The sequence below is a fragment of the Mesorhizobium sp. M1307 genome (genome assembly GCF_040318155.1).
Classification (GTDB): domain Bacteria; phylum Pseudomonadota; class Alphaproteobacteria; order Rhizobiales; family Rhizobiaceae; genus Mesorhizobium.
On the sequence record NZ_JAMYLR010000012.1, the window covers coordinates 21,992 to 36,786 of the forward strand.

At 63.2% G+C, this 14,795-nt stretch carries 16 protein-coding genes; 13 read left to right on the forward strand and 3 right to left on the reverse strand.

All coding sequences use genetic code 11. From position 1 onward, the window contains the following. Positions 1-25 precede the first annotated feature (25 nt). Both NKH16_RS16185 and NKH16_RS16190 read right to left on the reverse strand, forming a co-directional pair. Positions 26-670: a vWA domain-containing protein gene (locus NKH16_RS16185; protein WP_352698631.1), complete on the reverse strand. Its 645-nt coding sequence runs from the start codon at positions 668-670 to the stop codon at positions 26-28. Between the two features lie 183 nt (positions 671-853). After that, entirely contained in the window at positions 854-1,570 is a 717-nt protein-coding gene (locus NKH16_RS16190) for a pilus assembly protein TadG-related protein (protein WP_352744952.1), read from the reverse strand. 455 nt (positions 1,571-2,025) lie between these two features. Between NKH16_RS16190 and rpsF the strand changes: the two genes are divergently transcribed. The 13 genes from rpsF to NKH16_RS16255 all read left to right on the forward strand — a co-directional run bounded on the left by rpsF (position 2,026) and on the right by NKH16_RS16255 (position 13,927). Continuing rightward, on the forward strand, positions 2,026-2,526 hold the full coding sequence (gene rpsF / locus NKH16_RS16195) for a 30S ribosomal protein S6 (RefSeq protein ID WP_292663863.1): 501 nt from the start codon (positions 2,026-2,028) through the stop codon (positions 2,524-2,526). Further along, on the forward strand, positions 2,526-2,774 hold the full coding sequence (gene rpsR / locus NKH16_RS16200) for a 30S ribosomal protein S18 (RefSeq protein WP_006203718.1): 249 nt from the start codon (positions 2,526-2,528) through the stop codon (positions 2,772-2,774). The genes rpsF and rpsR overlap by 1 nt, the downstream gene beginning before the upstream one ends. A 214-nt stretch (positions 2,775-2,988) precedes the next feature. Then, positions 2,989-3,573: a 50S ribosomal protein L9 gene (gene rplI / locus NKH16_RS16205; RefSeq protein WP_254820243.1), complete on the forward strand. Its 585-nt coding sequence runs from the start codon at positions 2,989-2,991 to the stop codon at positions 3,571-3,573. A 153-nt stretch (positions 3,574-3,726) separates the two neighbouring features. Then, positions 3,727-5,016: a cyclopropane fatty acid synthase gene (locus NKH16_RS16210; RefSeq protein ID WP_352569676.1), complete on the forward strand. Its 1,290-nt coding sequence runs from the start codon at positions 3,727-3,729 to the stop codon at positions 5,014-5,016. An 80-nt stretch (positions 5,017-5,096) separates the two neighbouring features. After that, the gene (locus NKH16_RS16215) at positions 5,097-5,420 is read left to right on the forward strand and encodes a YnfA family protein (RefSeq protein ID WP_352744955.1); all 324 of its coding nucleotides are present in this window, start codon (positions 5,097-5,099) and stop codon (positions 5,418-5,420) included. A 3-nt stretch (positions 5,421-5,423) separates the two neighbouring features. Continuing rightward, a complete protein-coding gene (locus tag NKH16_RS16220; RefSeq protein WP_352744958.1) occupies positions 5,424-6,392 on the forward strand; it encodes a small ribosomal subunit Rsm22 family protein in 969 nt (322 codons plus the stop codon). A 206-nt stretch (positions 6,393-6,598) separates the two neighbouring features. Next, complete coding sequence (locus tag NKH16_RS16225) at positions 6,599-8,089, forward strand: replicative DNA helicase (RefSeq protein WP_023677714.1); 1,491 nt, start codon at positions 6,599-6,601, stop codon at positions 8,087-8,089. A 228-nt stretch (positions 8,090-8,317) separates the two neighbouring features. Beyond that, positions 8,318-9,736, forward strand: a complete 1,419-nt coding sequence (gene radA / locus NKH16_RS16230; protein WP_352744961.1) for a DNA repair protein RadA — start codon at positions 8,318-8,320, stop codon at positions 9,734-9,736. A 47-nt stretch (positions 9,737-9,783) separates the two neighbouring features. After that, a complete protein-coding gene (locus NKH16_RS16235) occupies positions 9,784-10,455 on the forward strand; it encodes a CvpA family protein (protein ID WP_023677716.1) in 672 nt (223 codons plus the stop codon). Positions 10,456-10,580: 125 nt separating this feature from the next. Continuing rightward, a complete protein-coding gene (purF, locus tag NKH16_RS16240) occupies positions 10,581-12,050 on the forward strand; it encodes an amidophosphoribosyltransferase (protein ID WP_352680775.1) in 1,470 nt (489 codons plus the stop codon). A 74-nt stretch (positions 12,051-12,124) separates the two neighbouring features. Further along, on the forward strand, positions 12,125-12,865 hold the full coding sequence (locus NKH16_RS16245) for an SDR family NAD(P)-dependent oxidoreductase (RefSeq protein WP_352680776.1): 741 nt from the start codon (positions 12,125-12,127) through the stop codon (positions 12,863-12,865). A gap of 80 nt (positions 12,866-12,945) precedes the next feature. Beyond that, on the forward strand, positions 12,946-13,575 hold the full coding sequence (locus NKH16_RS16250) for a hypothetical protein (RefSeq protein ID WP_352744964.1): 630 nt from the start codon (positions 12,946-12,948) through the stop codon (positions 13,573-13,575). A gap of 130 nt (positions 13,576-13,705) precedes the next feature. Next, positions 13,706-13,927 carry a hypothetical protein gene (locus NKH16_RS16255; protein ID WP_254820234.1) on the forward strand — a complete coding sequence of 74 codons (222 nt, stop codon included), beginning with the start codon at positions 13,706-13,708 and terminating at the stop codon, positions 13,925-13,927. A 151-nt stretch (positions 13,928-14,078) separates the two neighbouring features. Here the strand turns inward: NKH16_RS16255 and NKH16_RS16260 are convergent, their stop codons facing one another. After that, entirely contained in the window at positions 14,079-14,585 is a 507-nt protein-coding gene (locus NKH16_RS16260) for an OsmC family protein (protein WP_352448969.1), read from the reverse strand. Positions 14,586-14,795 lie beyond the last annotated feature (210 nt).

A 14,795-nucleotide genomic window follows, 5' to 3' on the forward strand; every position in this document is an offset into this window, starting at 1 on the left:
GCGGCGGGAGAGCGGCCGACGTCGTTCAGTTCGTCAAGTGCAACTGCGAAATCGAGCTTCCGATTTTCAGGAAGACGCTTTCGAGCTGACTGACGTCGTTGGTCGGGTAATAATCCGACGGCGACGATGCGCAGGCCTCGTAGAGCTTGCGGTTGGCTGCGGTGTCGGCCTGCAGCAGCACTGTGAATATCTGCACGTCCTGCTTCTTCAATGTGTTGCATACATTGGTTGTCCAATCGTCGACATTGCGCGCGGCCGCGGTCTGGTCGCTGGATCCAAACCGACCCGAGGCCAGGAATCCGTAGGAGCCATAGTCCGACTTCTGTGGCGTATCCTTCGCGCCATAGACAACATTCTCGCCGTCGGTGAGCAGCAGCACCGTTTTGGTCGTGCCTGACGCCCTGAACGGCGCGCCGTCGCTGTAAGGCGGTTCCGGCGAGAGCACCCGCATCCCCCATGACAAGCCTTCCGAAACATTGGTCCCCGAGCCGTTCCATTCGATCATCTCACCGACGGCCTTCCGCAATTTGTCGAAATCATCGGTCAGCGGCACTATCGGCGTCGGACAGGCCCGGTTTGGGCCGATAGTCAGTGGGCCTCTCTTGTCGTTGATCAGCTTCATCGTCGAAACACTGTACTTCGCCATGTCGCTGGTGAGGCCGGGAAGCACGGTGACAACGGTATCGTCGAGATAGGAATTGTTGTAGCCGGTCGCTGAATTGCCGTAGGAGCTGGTTGGATTTTTAGCGTTACCTGGATCGTCCGGCGCGAAATAGGGTACGAACAGGGTGTCCGGTTTGTTTTGGTCGGGCGAAATGTCGGAAACATTGTTGGTTCCGGGCCGCGCTTCGACTCAGCCTCTCCATTCGACGCCCAATTGCTTGAACAGGTCCATATGGTTGACGCGCTTGCCGCCGACCAAGGGGAAATTGGCGCCATTGTTCGGCGATTTGCCGGCCATGTCGATCCAGGCCGGATCGTAGTCCTCGCCCTTGACGTTGACGGCGGTGACGAACGGCACCACCGCGACACGTACGCTGCGCGTCGGCGACTTCGCCGCTTCGAGCATATCGATCAGGGCCGTCGCCGCCGTCCGCAATGCGCCGATGCGATCGTTGCTGGCCATTGACCCGGTATTGTCGAGCACCAGCACGACTTCGAGCTGATTGGTCGATTCGACGGCGCCGGCATCGACGGTGATGCGCTTGTCGTTGCCGAACAGGAAGGCGAAGTTCAAATTGACGTCCGCCATGGCGACAGCCTTTGTCTGGATGTAATTGAGGCCCCTTTCCACGGTAAGCGTCGCTTCGGCGTTCCTCAACTCGCTGTGGCCGGCGACATTGGTCTGGAAGTAGCGGTCGAAGACGTCCTTGCGCGAAGCCTCGATGTCGCCGAGATGCGAAGATGCAAGGTTCGCGGCATCGAGCGCGTTCTGCAAGCTGACCTTGGCCCTCATCAAGGTGGACACGTCCACGGCAAAGGCGACGGCGGTCAGAACCGCAGGCAGCCCGAACGCCAGCATCAGGGCAAAGTTGCCGCTCTTCGAACGGCAGAATTTGTCGAAAAGCATTTTTGTCCCCAAAACCGCCTTGCTGCCGACCTCGCGCAGACTGTTTGCTTTTGCATCCGCATGATGAACGACGGGTTGCCGCAACACCCGCCGGTGCTGGAACTTCGCATGGTGGTTAAGGTCCGGTTTCAGGAAATCCGTAAGCCTTGCCGTGGAGGCCCGTGGCGCTCTGGGACGGTAGGGCCGTTTGCCCTGTCGTTTGGCCTTGCTTTGCGGTCAAATTCCTGTATAGACGCCCGCAATCTGCCGGTCCTTGCTGGGGGCTGAACGGAGGGCCGGAGGTTTTTCGAAACCTTCGCGTGAAGCCAGAAGCGCTTCCGCCTCCCGTGTCTCCGCTCTCGACCGTCTCGTCATGCTCCTTTCTTCCCCGCCTTCGCAAGGATTGCGGGTCAGAGAAGTTGCAGAGGCTTTTGCCGCCGGGAACCGGGAGAGAAACGAAGAAAGGCACGAACACTATGGCTCTATACGAACATGTGTTTCTTGCCCGGCAGGACCTCTCGCAGCAGCAGGTCGATGCGCTTGTCGAACAGTACAAGGGCGTCATCACCGCGAATGGCGGGTCCGTCGGCCGGGTCGAGAACTGGGGACTGAAGTCCCTCACCTACCGGGTCAACAAGAACCGGAAGGCATACTATACACTCATGGACATCACCTGCCCGCCGGCCGCGCTCAATGAAATGGAGCGCCAGATGGGCCTGTCCGAGGACGTGCTGCGTTTCCTGACCATCAAGGTCGATGCGCATGAGGAAGGTCCGTCGGCAATGATGCAGAAGCGCGAAGAGCGCTCGGAACGCGGCGGCTTCGGCGACCGCGACCGTGGCGATCGTGGCCCGCGCTCATTCGGCGACCGCGATCGCGGTGACCGTGGTGATCGTCCGCCGCGCAGCTTCGGCGATGGCGGTGCCGATCGTGGCCCGCGCCGTCCGCGCGAAGGCTTTGAAGGAGCCGCAGAATAATGGTCGACATCAACCAGATCCCAACCCGGCGCCCCTTCCACCGTCGCCGCAAGACTTGCCCGTTCTCCGGCGCCAACGCGCCGAAGATCGACTACAAGGACGTGCGGCTTCTGCAGCGCTACATCTCCGAGCGCGGCAAGATCGTGCCATCGCGTATCACCGCCGTCAGCCAGAAGAAGCAGCGCGAACTCGCCAAGGCGATCAAGCGCGCCCGCTTCCTCGGCCTGCTGCCCTACGTGGTCCGCTAACACTTCAGGCGGGCGGTTCGCCGCCCGCTTTTTCACCGGCCACGACGGGCGTAGCCGGATCGAACACCAAATCCCGGGTTGGATTTCAACAAGAGATCCTAACTGCCGCGACAGGCAGGACAGCGACACAGGCGATGACGCCCCAGCTTCCTGACCTGTTCCAGACAACTCGGCGCCGATCCTGAGGATAGCGCCCAAGCGAAGGAACAAAACCATGGAAGTCATTCTTCTCGAACGCGTTTCCCGCCTCGGCCAGATGGGCGATACCGTCAAGGTCAAGGACGGGTTCGCCCGCAATTTCCTGCTGCCGCAAGGCAAGGCGCTGCGCGCCAACGAAGCTAACAAGAAGAAGTTCGAGGGACAGCGGGCCCAGCTCGAAGCCCGCAACCTGGAGCGCAAGTCCGAAGCCGCGCAGATTGCAGAAAAGCTCGACGGCAAGAGCTTCATCGCGGTGCGCTCGGCCGGCGAGACCGGCCAGCTTTATGGTTCGGTCTCGACGCGCGACATCGCCGAGCTGGTGACGGCGGAAGGTTTTTCGGTCAACCGCAACCAGATCCTGCTCAACCAGCCAATCAAGACCATCGGCGTCACCAATGTGGCGATCGCGCTGCACCCGGAAGTCGAGGTTACCATCACGCTCAACATTGCCCGCACGGCCGACGAAGCCGAGCGCCAGGCCAAGGGCGAAACACTGACCACCGCCGAAGCCATCTACGGCGAGGACATCAACGATAATGCGCGGCCGGAAAACTTCTTCGATCCGAATGCGGAGTTCGAAGGCGGCGAAGACAACGGCTGATCGTCATTCGTCGGCATTCGCCGGCTAATCGCTATTCTGGACCAATGCCCGGGCCTCGTACCCGGGCATTTTTATGCCAAATGGAACTTTTCGAACCCCTATATCTTGATGCAGAATAGGACAGCATGTCTGGCCGAGAGGGGACAATTGGTCATGAATATTCTGCTGAAGCGCGTTCTCGACCGCCTGGTCCGCATAGGCAATCTCAAGGTGACAGGGCCGCAAGGCTCGATGGTGACTTTCGGTGACGGCAGCGGCGAGCCGGTGCACATGCACATCAAGACAAGGCATGCCGAGCGCGCAATAACCTTCGATCCGATGCTGGCGGTGCCGGAAGCCTACATGGACGGTGAACTCGACATTCTCGAGGGCGGCGTGCTGGGGGTGATGCGGATTGCCTTCCAGAACATGGGCAGCGGCGGTATCGATGCCACCTGGTCGAAGGCGATCGAAGGTCTGCGCCACGCCTTCCGGCGCCTGCAGCAGATCAACACGGCGTCGCGGGCGCGCCGCAACGTGCAGCGCCATTACGATCTGTCGGGCGACCTCTACCGCCTCTTCCTCGATGAGGACATGCAATATTCCTGCGCCTATTTCGAGCAGCCGGACATGACGCTCGACGAGGCACAAGCGGCCAAGAAGCGCCATATCGCCGCCAAGCTCAGGCTGAAGGCCGGCCAGACGGTTCTTGATATCGGCTCCGGCTGGGGTGGGCTTGGGCTCTATCTAGCCAAGGCGTTCGACGTCGACGTGCAAGGCGTGACGCTGTCGACCGAGCAGCACGGCGTCGCCACCGACCGCGCCCATGCGCAAGGCCTGCAAAACCGGGTGCATTTCGACATCAAGGACTATCGCGAGCTCAATGAGCGTTTCGACCGCATCGTCTCCGTCGGCATGTTCGAGCATGTCGGGGTCAATCATTTCCGCACCTTCTTCGACAAGTCGGCGACGCTGCTGAAGCCGGACGGCGTCATGCTGCTGCACACGATCGGCCGCTCCGGCGTGCCGTGGGCAACCAGCGCCTTCATCCGCAAGTACATCTTCCCGGGCGGCTACATCCCGTCGCTATCCGAAGTGATGCCGGCCATCGAAAAATCGGGGCTCGTCGTCACCGATATCGAGGTTCTGCGGCTGCATTATGCCGAGACACTGAAGCATTGGGGCGAGCGCTTCGCGGCCAACCGCGACAAGGCCAAGGCGATTTATGACGAGCGCTTCTGCCGCATGTGGGAGTTCTATCTTGCCGCCTCGGAAGCTGCCTTCCGCTGGCAGGATCTGGTGATCTTCCAGATCCAGATTGCCAAGAAGAACGACACGCTGCCGATGACGCGCGACTACATGGCCAGTTGCGAGAAGGCGCTGGAGATGCGCGATCTTGGACGTCGCGAAAAGGCTCCGGTGGCCAAGCCCACTCGCCGCCGCAAGGTGGCGGATCCGGAGTAGACTGCCGGCGTCACGCCATTGCCGCTTGCCATTGCCGGCCGGCACGCTGAAAAAGGTCGCGTCAACGCGGGACCTTTTTCATGACCTACCTCCTCTACGTCGCCGCCGCACTTGCCGAGATCGCCGGCTGCTTTTCGCTCTGGGCGTGGCGGCGGCTGGACAAGTCGCCGCTGTGGTTGGCGCCCGGTCTCGTCTCGCTCGTGCTATTCGCGTGGCTGCTGGCGCTGGTCGACACCAGCGCGGCGGGCCGGGCCTATGCCGCCTATGGCGGCATCTACATTGCCGCCTCGCTGGCCTGGCTGTGCCTGGCGGAAGGCGTGCACCCCGACCGCTGGGATCTTGCCGGTGCCGCGATCTGCATCGTTGGCGCCTCGGTCATTCTGCTCGCACCTCGGACTGCCTAAGCGATGGAACTGCCCGTCCCGCTTAGACAAGGCGTCGACCGCCTTCTCGAACAGGTGCCGTTGCCGATGCTTAAGCAAGCGGCAAAGACGCTGTCGGACCGCTACCGCGCAGAGTTGCGCGACGGTCGCCTGCACATGGCCGAAGACATGGCGGTGAAGGCCTATCTGGCAACGCGGCTACCGGCGACCTATGCGGCCGTTCGCGCCAGCCTCGATGCGGTGGGCGAGTCTCGGCCCGACTATGCTCCGAAGACCTTGCTCGATGTCGGCGCCGGCCCTGGTACGGTGCTTTGGGCCACAATCGATCTCTGGCCCGATCTCGAACAGGCGGTGCTGCTCGAGGCCGGTGCCGCGGTGCGGCGCGTCGGCGAGGCGCTTGCCGCCGAGGCGGTCACTGCCAGGACCGCCTGGCGGACCGGCGATGTCACTATCGACCTGGCCGAGCTGGAGCCGGCCGATCTGGTGACCTCAGCCTATGTGCTGGACGAGATCGCGCCGGCATCGCTGGCAAAACTCGTCGACCGGCTCTGGCAGCTGACCGCCGACACGCTGCTGGTCGTAGAGCCAGGCACGCCGGCCGGCTGGCAGCGCATCCTTGCCGTGCGCCGACAGCTGATCGAGGCGCGCGCGCATGTGCTCGCGCCATGTCCGCATGAGGCGCCCTGCCCGCTCGTCGCTCCCGACTGGTGCCATTTCGCCCGTCGCGTCGCCCGCTCGCGCCTGCACCGGCTGGCCAAGGATGCCGAGGTGCCGTGGGAGGACGAGAAATTCATCTTTGTCGCCGCATCCCGCCATCCGGCCGCTCCGTCCCGGGCGCGGGTGATCGCACCGCCGAAATCGGGCTCCGGCAAGGTCTTGCTGAAGCTTTGCCAACAGGATGGGAGTGCTGCCGAGCGACTGTTCACCAAGCGCGACGGCGAGACGTTCAAGGCCGCGCGGCGACTGGATTGGGGTGATGCCTTGCCGGAATGACCGGCAGCTATTTTCCTGTTTTGTTCTCGCCTGAGAACGGCTAGGCTCGCCATCTTGATTCGAGTCAATCGAGATTCTTTCCACCGAAAGATCCTGGCTGTGAATCGCGGGCATCAAAGTTGGTTGGTTGGGGACTGATGCAGATAAGTCATCACCGACTTGTCTCGTTCTGATATCGAGAGACGGGGATCAGGACCGGGGACATCATGGCAGAGGCAGCACGAAAATTCGGCGTGGCGGAAACACCGCTCTATCGCGAGGCGCCGAACAATATCGAGGCCGAGCAGGCGCTGCTCGGCGCCATACTGGTCAACAACGATGCCTTCTACCGCGTCTCCGACTTCCTGAAGCCCGGCCATTTCTACGAGCCGCTGCATAGAAAGATCTTCGAGGTCGCGGCCGAGCTCATCCGCATGGGCAAGATCGCGACGCCGATCACGCTGAAGACCTTCCTGCCGGCCGACGAGAAGGTCGGCGACATGACGGTGGCGCAATATGTCGTGCGGTTGGCGGTCGAGGCCGTCACCGTCGTCAACGCCACCGACTATGGCCGCGCCATCTACGATCTGGCGACGCGGCGCGCGCTAATCACTGTCGGCGAGGACATGGTGAACATCGCCTATGACGCGCCGGTCGACATGTCGCCTTCCGACCAGATCGAGGATGCCGAGCGGCGCCTGTTCGAATTGGCCGAAACCGGCCGCTACGATGGCGGCTTCGAGAGCTTCACCGATGCCGTCAAGACCGCCGTCGACATGGCCAATGCGGCTTATATGCGCGACGGGCATTTGTCGGGCGTTGCTACCGGCTTGCGCGATCTCGACCGCCGCATGGGCGGCCTGCAGTCGTCCGACCTGATCATCATTGCCGGCCGCCCCGGCATGGGCAAGACCTCGCTCGCCACCAATATCGCCTTCAACATCGCCGAGGCCTATGTCCCGGCGCAGCAGGCGGACGGCTCGTTCAAGGCGGCCAATGGCGGCGTCGTCGGCTTCTTTTCGCTCGAAATGTCATCCGAACAGCTGGCCACCCGCATTATTTCCGAACAGACGGAAATCCCGTCGTCGAAAATCCGGCGCGGCGAGATCAGCGAGATGGATTTCGAAAAGCTGGTCGCCTGCTCGCAGACAATGCAGAAAATCCCGCTGTTCATCGACCAGACCGGCGGCATTTCCATCGCTCAGCTGTCGGCCCGCGCGCGTCGCCTGAAGCGCCAGCGCGGCCTCGACGTCATCGTTATCGATTATATCCAGCTGATGCAGGGATCGAGCGCGAAATCCTCGCAAAACCGCGTCCAGGAAATCACCGAGATCACCACCGGCCTCAAGGCACTAGCCAAGGAGCTGGCGGTGCCGATCATCGCGCTGTCGCAGCTGTCGCGCCAGGTCGAGAGCCGCGACGACAAGCGCCCGCAGCTTTCGGATCTGCGCGAATCGGGCTCCATCGAGCAGGACGCCGACGTGGTGCTGTTCGTCTACCGCGAGGAATATTATCTGAAGAACCGCGAGCCGAAGCCGGGCACCGACGAATACATCAAATGGGAACACGAGATGAACGAGATGCGCGGCAAGGCCGAGGTCATCGTCGCCAAACAGCGCCACGGCCCAACGGGATCGGTCAGCCTCGCCTTCCAGGGCGAATTCACCCGCTTCTCGGACCTTGCGGAAGAGCATCATTTGCCGGATCGGTTCGAGTGACCTCTTGATACAGGTCTCATTCCTTCGCACCCCCCTCTGTCCTGCCGGACATCTCCCCCTCAAGGGGGGAGATCGGATGTCGTTTCGGCTTTCGGCAATCGTCAATGCTGCTAGATGTACGGCAATATCGGAGCTGCCAATCTCCCCCCTTGAGGGGGAGATGTCCGGCAGGACAGAGGGGGGCGCTGTCCCGCCGACTTGTCTTTCAATTGCCGCAGGCCGCGCCTGATGGCCAAATCCCGCATTCAGTTCATCTGCCAGAATTGCGGTTCGGTGCATCAGCGCTGGGCCGGCAAATGCGATGCCTGCGGCGAGTGGAACACGCTGGTCGAGGAAGGCACGTCAGGCGGCATAGGTTCCGGCCCGGCCAATACGCGCAATGCACGCAAGGGCCGCGCGGTGGTGCTGACCAGCCTCTCCGGCGACATCGAGGACGCGCCGCGCATCGTCTCCGGCATCGGCGAACTCGACCGGGCCACCGGCGGCGGCTTCGTGCGCGGCTCGGCGCTGCTGGTCGGCGGCGATCCCGGCATCGGCAAGTCGACGCTGCTCACCCAGGCCGCGGCCGCGCTGGCGGCAAAGGGCCACCGCATCGTCTATGTCTCGGGCGAAGAGGCGGTCGCGCAGATCAGGCTGCGCGCCCAGCGGCTCGGCGTCGCCGACACCCCGGTCGAGCTCGCCGCCGAAACCAATGTCGAGGACATCCTCGCCACCATCGCCGATGGCAAGCGGCCGGATCTGGTCATTCTCGATTCGATCCAGACGCTGTGGACCGATATGGCCGATTCGGCGCCCGGCACGGTGACCCAGGTGCGTGCCGCCGCCCAGGCGATGATCCGCTACGCAAAATCCACAGGGGCGGCGATCGTTCTGGTCGGCCACGTCACCAAGGAGGGCCAGATTGCCGGACCGCGCGTCGTCGAGCACATGGTCGACGCGGTGCTCTATTTCGAGGGCGAAGGCGGCCACCACTACCGCATCCTGCGCACGGTCAAGAATCGCTTCGGGCCAACCGATGAGATCGGCGTCTTCGAAATGTCGGACAAGGGCTTGCGGGAAGTCGCCAATCCGTCCGAGCTTTTCCTCGGTGAGCGCCATGCGAAGTCGCCGGGTGCCGCGGTTTTCGCCGGCATGGAAGGCACACGGCCGGTGCTGGTCGAGATCCAGGCGCTGGTGGCGCCATCGACGCTGGGCACACCGCGCCGCGCCGTCGTCGGCTGGGATGGTGCCCGGCTGTCGATGATCCTGGCGGTTCTGGAAGCCCATTGCGGCGTCCGCTTCGGCACGCACGACGTCTATCTCAACGTTGCCGGCGGCTACCGCATTTCGGAGCCGGCGGCCGACTTGGCAGTGGCGGCGGCACTGGTTTCCTCGCTCATCGGTCTTGCCCTTCCCGCCGATTGCGTCTATTTCGGCGAAATCAGCCTGTCGGGTGCGGTGAGGCCGGTTGCGCATGCGCAGCAGCGCCTCAAGGAAGCCGAAAAGCTGGGTTTCGGACGCGCGGTTCTGCCCTTGGGCAGCGAGGAACTTGTTGGTGGCAATGGGGTCGGGGGGATCGGAGCCGGCGCTTTCCAGCCCACCGAGCTTGCCGATCTCGTGGCGCGCATAGCCGGCTCTCGGCGCAGCCGCGCCGACGAGCAAGAGTGATGCGGCTCGTCGGGCCGTGAAAAAGAGATCGGAGTGGGGCGAAAAACATGCCGATTACGCTGCTTGACGGAATTCTCGTCGGCTTCACCCTGGTCTCGGCGATGCTCGCTATGGTTCGCGGCTTTTCGCGCGAGATCCTGTCGATCATCTCCTGGGCAGCCGCCGCGGCCGCCGCCTTCTTCTTCTACAAGCCGGTGCTGCCTTACATCCAGCCCTATGTCGACAACGAAAAGGCCGCCATGGCGGCGGCCGCCGGTATCGTCTTCATTGTCGCGCTGATCGTCGTTTCGGTCATCACCATGAAGCTCGCCGACTGGATCATCGATTCCAGGATCGGCGCGCTCGATCGTACACTTGGCTTCCTCTATGGCGCGGCGCGCGGCATTCTGGTCGTCGCTGTCGCGCTGCTTTTCTTCAATTGGCTGGCCGGCGCCAAGGCTCCAGGCTGGATTGCCAACGCCAAGTCAAAGCCGTTGCTCGAATCGATCGGCGCCAAGCTCGAAAGCCTGCTGCCCGAGGATCCGGAAAACGCCATCCTCAACAAGCTCAATCCGAATCAGCCGGCCACCGAGACGCCTCTGGCCCCCGACGCGCCTGCAGCGGAAGCCCCTGCCGCCGGCGACGACGCCACTGCTCCGGCACCCGACGACAGCGATGCGCCGCCGGCCGACAATGCGCCCGCGACGCCGGCACCTGCAAACCCGGCGCCGGCAAACTGATTTTGACAGACTTGCGAGGCTCAAGACTGTCGATCATGTGAACGCCGCACGACGTGCGTTGCTTTCGATGCGCTATGACCTTATATGGCGACTTTAGCGGAGCTTGAGCCCCAATGGCAGCCTCAGTGGCAGACGCAGACGACGTGCTTTCCGCCGAAGCCGACGACCATTTCCACGACGAATGCGGCGTGTTCGGCATTTTCGGCCGGCAGGACGCCGCAGCCATCGTAACGCTCGGTCTGCATGCGTTGCAGCATCGAGGCCAGGAAGCGGCCGGCATCGTTTCCTATGACGGCACCCAATTCCATGTCGAACGCCATGTCGGCCTGATCGGCGACACCTTTACCAAGCAGCGTGTCATCGATAGCCTGCAAGGCAACCGTGCCATCGGCCACACACGCTATGCCACCACCGGCGGCGCCGGTCTGCGCAATATCCAGCCTTTCTTCGCCGAACTTGCCGATGGCGGCTTTGCCGTCGCCCATAACGGCAATCTCACCAACGCCATGACCGTTCAGCGCGCCCTGCAGAAGCAAGGCGCCATCTTCTCTTCCACCTCCGACACCGAAACGCTCCTGCACCTGGTTGCCACCAGCAAGGAGCGCGACCTGAATTCGCGCTTCATCGATGCGGTGCGCCAAGTCGAAGGCGCCTTCTCGCTGGTGGCGATGACGTCCAAGAAGATGATCGGGTGCCGCGACCCGCTCGGCATCCGCCCGCTGGTGCTCGGCGATCTCGACGGCGCCTGGATTCTCGCCTCCGAGACCTGCGCGCTCGATATTATCGGTGCGCGTTTCGTGCGCGACCTGAAGCCCGGCGAAATGGTCGTCGTCACCAGCAAGGGTATCGAAAGCCTGTTCCCGTTCGAGCCGCAGAAGACCCGCTTCTGCATCTTCGAATATGTCTATTTCGCGCGGCCGGATTCGTCGGTCGAAGGCCGCAACGTCTATGAAGTGCGCAAGCGCATCGGCGCCGAGCTGGCGCAGGAAAGTCCGGTCGAGGCCGACATCGTCGTGCCGGTGCCGGATTCGGGCACGCCGGCGGCGATCGGCTTTTCGCAGGCCGCGGGCATTCCGTTCGAGCTCGGCATCATCCGCAATCACTATGTTGGCCGCACCTTCATCCAGCCCGGCGATTCGATCCGCCACATGGGTGTCAAGCTCAAGCACAACGCCAACCGCCGCATGATCGAAGGCAAGCGTGTGGTGCTGGTCGACGATTCGATCGTGCGCGGCACCACCAGCCAGAAGATCGTCCAGATGGTGCGCGATGCCGGCGCCAAGGAAGTGCATATGCGCATCGCTTCGCCGCCGACGCGCGCTTCCTGCTTTTACGGCGTCGACACACCGGAAAAATCGAAGCTGCTGGCGTCGCGCATGTCGGTGGAGGAGATGGCCGAGTTCATCCGCGTCGATTCGCTCGGCTTCCTGTCGATCGACGGGCTCTACCGCGCCGTCGGCGAGGTCGGCCGCGACAACGAGCAGCCGCAATTCTGCGACGCCTGCTTCACCGGCCAGTATCCGACCCGGCTTGCCGACTTCGAAGGCTCCGACAATGTGCGCACGCTGTCGCTGTTAGCGGCCGGCGGGTCGTAGGCCTTGCCGGTCCGTTTGTCTCCCTCCCCTTAGCCCCTCACGGCGGTTTCACCTTGCCTGTCGGAATCCATCGTATGAGCCTTGATCTCTCCGGCCGCGTTGCGGTCGTCACCGGCGCCTCGCGCGGCATCGGCTATTTCATCGCCAGGGAGCTTGCCGCGGCCGGTGCGCATGTGATTGCGGTTGCTCGCACCGTCGGCGGGTTGGAAGAACTCGACGACCAGATCAAGGCAGGTGGCGGACAGGCGACGCTGGTACCGCTCGATCTTGCCGACATGGCGGGGATCGACCGGCTGGGCGGCGCCATCCACGAGCGCTGGGGCAAGCTCGACATACTGGTCGCCAACGCCGCTGTGCTCGGCGTCATCGCCCCGATCGGCCATGTCGAGGCCAAGACCTTCGAGAAGGTGATGACCATCAACGTCACCGCAACATGGCGGCTGATCCGCTCGGTCGACCCGCTGCTCAGGCTTTCCGATGCCGGCCGTGCTATCGTGCTGAGCTCCAGCCTTGCCCACTCCGCACGCGCCTTCTGGGCGCCTTATGCGGCGTCGAAGGCGGCGGTCGAGGCCATGACGCGTTCATGGGCGCATGAGACCGAAAACCTGCCGCTCAGGGTCAATGCCGCCGATCCCGGGGCAACGCGCACCGCGATGCGGGCGCAGGCCGTACCCGGCGAGGATCCTGAAACACTGCCGCACCCTTCGGAGATCGCCAAGCGTATCGTGCCGCTGGCCAGCCCTAAGCTCAAGGAGACCGGGCTGATCTTCCAGGCCAAGCACAATCGCTTTGTCGCCTACCGGCAGCCGGAGTAGCCACACATCGCATTTTGCCGGAAGAATTGCGCCGGCACCAACGTTGTTCGGGTGCCACAATTCGAGAAACGGAGGACCATATGCGGAGACTGCTTCTCTTGACTGCCACCGCGCTGCTTGCAGTGATCGGCGCCGCGTCGTCGCAGGAGGCAACGATGAGCTTTTTCGTCACCAGCGTCGGCTCCGGCAAAGGCGCCGATCTCGGCGGTCTCGGCGGCGCCGACGCCCATTGTAGTTCACTGGCCGAAGCCGCGGGCGTTACCGGCAAGACATGGCGCGCCTATCTCTCGACCAGCGATACCGATGCACGCGACCGTATCGGCAAAGGCCCGTGGTTCAACGCCAAGGGCGTCAAGATCGCCGATGATGTCGCTTCCCTGCATAGCGATGCCAACGCCATCACCAAACAGACGGCACTCGACGAAAAGGGCCAAATGGTCAACGGCCGCGGCGACACGCCCAACCGGCACGACGTGTTGACCGGCTCCAAGCCGGATGGCACGAAAATAGCCGACCAGACCTGCGGCGACTGGACGCTGAGCGGAGCAGAAGGTGTGGCGATGATGGGTCATCACGATCGTACCGGCCTCGATGATTCGGCAGCCGCCAAATCGTGGAATTCCTCGCATGCGTCACGCGGTGGCTGCAGCCAGGAAGCGCTGAAGGGCACCGGCGGCGACGGCCTGTTCTATTGTTTTGCGGTGAACTGAACCAAAACGACCCGACATCACGTGGCTGTGATGCCGTGGCTTAACGCCGCGCTTTGGCCCAGCTTTCGCCGCTGGGCCGGAGTTGCTAGGATCGTGCGACTCCCAAAACAAGCAGAGCGAGGAAATACTCATGGCGGCACCGAGCGTAGCGTTAGTCTGGTATCTGGTGATCGCCGGCCCGCAAGGCGGCATGGTCGTGCTGCCCAGCACATTCGACACCCGCGAACAGTGCGCCTTCGCCATAACCGAATACCAGAAGCAACCGACGCCGGCCGGCTGGTCGGTGCAGTGCGTGCCGAGCGCCTCGCCCTTCGCCGACGAGGGCGACGCCGAGGAGCCGTCGGCGCAGTAGGACAGCGTGACCTCCCCCTTGAGGGGAGATGGCCGACTGGCCAGAGGGGGGGTGGTCCGACCGGGCTCGGCCTGCTGCAGCGGTTGCCGCTTCACGCGAGACAACCCTCTCTGTCGCCTTCGGCGACATCTCCCCCTCAAGGGGGAGATCGTCAGCGTCGCGCGCTTACCGTCAGCTCCGGCTTCTGGCTGATGGTCTGGAACACGACGCAGTAGCGCTCGGTCAGCTTGAGCAGCGCATCGATGCGCTCCTGCGGCTCGTCGGTGTCGAGGCCAAATGTCAGCCGGATGGCGCGGAAGCCAACCGGCGCATCCTTTGCCACGCCAAGCGTGCCGCGAAAGTCCAGGTCGCCTTCGGCTTCCACCGTGGCGGCCCCAAGCTTGAATTCCAGCGCCGTCGCTACCGCCTTCAGCGTGACGCCGGCGCAAGCCACCAGTGCCTCCAGCAGCATGTCGCCGGAGCAGAGTTCGAGCCCGGTGCCGCCGGTCGCCGGATGCAGCCCGGCAATGGCGATCGCCCTGCCTGTCTCGACCTTGCAGGCGATCGATTGGTCGTCGATCGAGCCTTTGGCGCGGAGAGTAATCAGCGCGCGCGAGGCGTCGTCGCGATAGGCCACCTTCAGCGGCGCCTGCATGGCCTTCAATGCGATCGCGTCCATTTCGTTTCTCTCCCATAGTTGCCTGGCTTCGCTGCCTAACGGCGATGCCGTCTGCCCAAACGCAAGTCTCCACTGGCGTAGCGCTTGGCAGGGTTTCGCCCGTATAGCCTGACGATACGGGGAGCATCCAACGCCTTCACACCGTCTCTCGCAACACATTCGTAAGGCCGCCGGACATATGGCCGATATCGCCATCGTGGAAACCCGCGA

What these genes read in the sequence shown, in the direction of transcription:
- NKH16_RS16190 (WP_352744952.1), bottom strand. Translation starts at nt 1,570, where the DNA reads ATGCTTTTCGACAAATTCTGCCGTTCGAAGAGCGGCAACTTTGCCCTG.
- rpsF (WP_292663863.1), top strand. Translation starts at nt 2,026, where the DNA reads ATGGCTCTATACGAACATGTGTTTCTTGCCCGGCAGGACCTCTCGCAG.
- rpsR (WP_006203718.1), top strand. Translation starts at nt 2,526, where the DNA reads ATGGTCGACATCAACCAGATCCCAACCCGGCGCCCCTTCCACCGTCGC.
- rplI (WP_254820243.1), top strand. Translation starts at nt 2,989, where the DNA reads ATGGAAGTCATTCTTCTCGAACGCGTTTCCCGCCTCGGCCAGATGGGC.
- NKH16_RS16210 (WP_352569676.1), top strand. Translation starts at nt 3,727, where the DNA reads ATGAATATTCTGCTGAAGCGCGTTCTCGACCGCCTGGTCCGCATAGGC.
- NKH16_RS16215 (WP_352744955.1), top strand. Translation starts at nt 5,097, where the DNA reads ATGACCTACCTCCTCTACGTCGCCGCCGCACTTGCCGAGATCGCCGGC.
- NKH16_RS16220 (WP_352744958.1), top strand. Translation starts at nt 5,424, where the DNA reads ATGGAACTGCCCGTCCCGCTTAGACAAGGCGTCGACCGCCTTCTCGAA.
- NKH16_RS16225 (WP_023677714.1), top strand. Translation starts at nt 6,599, where the DNA reads ATGGCAGAGGCAGCACGAAAATTCGGCGTGGCGGAAACACCGCTCTAT.
- radA (WP_352744961.1), top strand. Translation starts at nt 8,318, where the DNA reads ATGGCCAAATCCCGCATTCAGTTCATCTGCCAGAATTGCGGTTCGGTG.
- NKH16_RS16235 (WP_023677716.1), top strand. Translation starts at nt 9,784, where the DNA reads ATGCCGATTACGCTGCTTGACGGAATTCTCGTCGGCTTCACCCTGGTC.
- NKH16_RS16245 (WP_352680776.1), top strand. Translation starts at nt 12,125, where the DNA reads ATGAGCCTTGATCTCTCCGGCCGCGTTGCGGTCGTCACCGGCGCCTCG.
- NKH16_RS16250 (WP_352744964.1), top strand. Translation starts at nt 12,946, where the DNA reads ATGCGGAGACTGCTTCTCTTGACTGCCACCGCGCTGCTTGCAGTGATC.
- NKH16_RS16255 (WP_254820234.1), top strand. Translation starts at nt 13,706, where the DNA reads ATGGCGGCACCGAGCGTAGCGTTAGTCTGGTATCTGGTGATCGCCGGC.
- NKH16_RS16260 (WP_352448969.1), bottom strand. Translation starts at nt 14,585, where the DNA reads ATGGACGCGATCGCATTGAAGGCCATGCAGGCGCCGCTGAAGGTGGCC.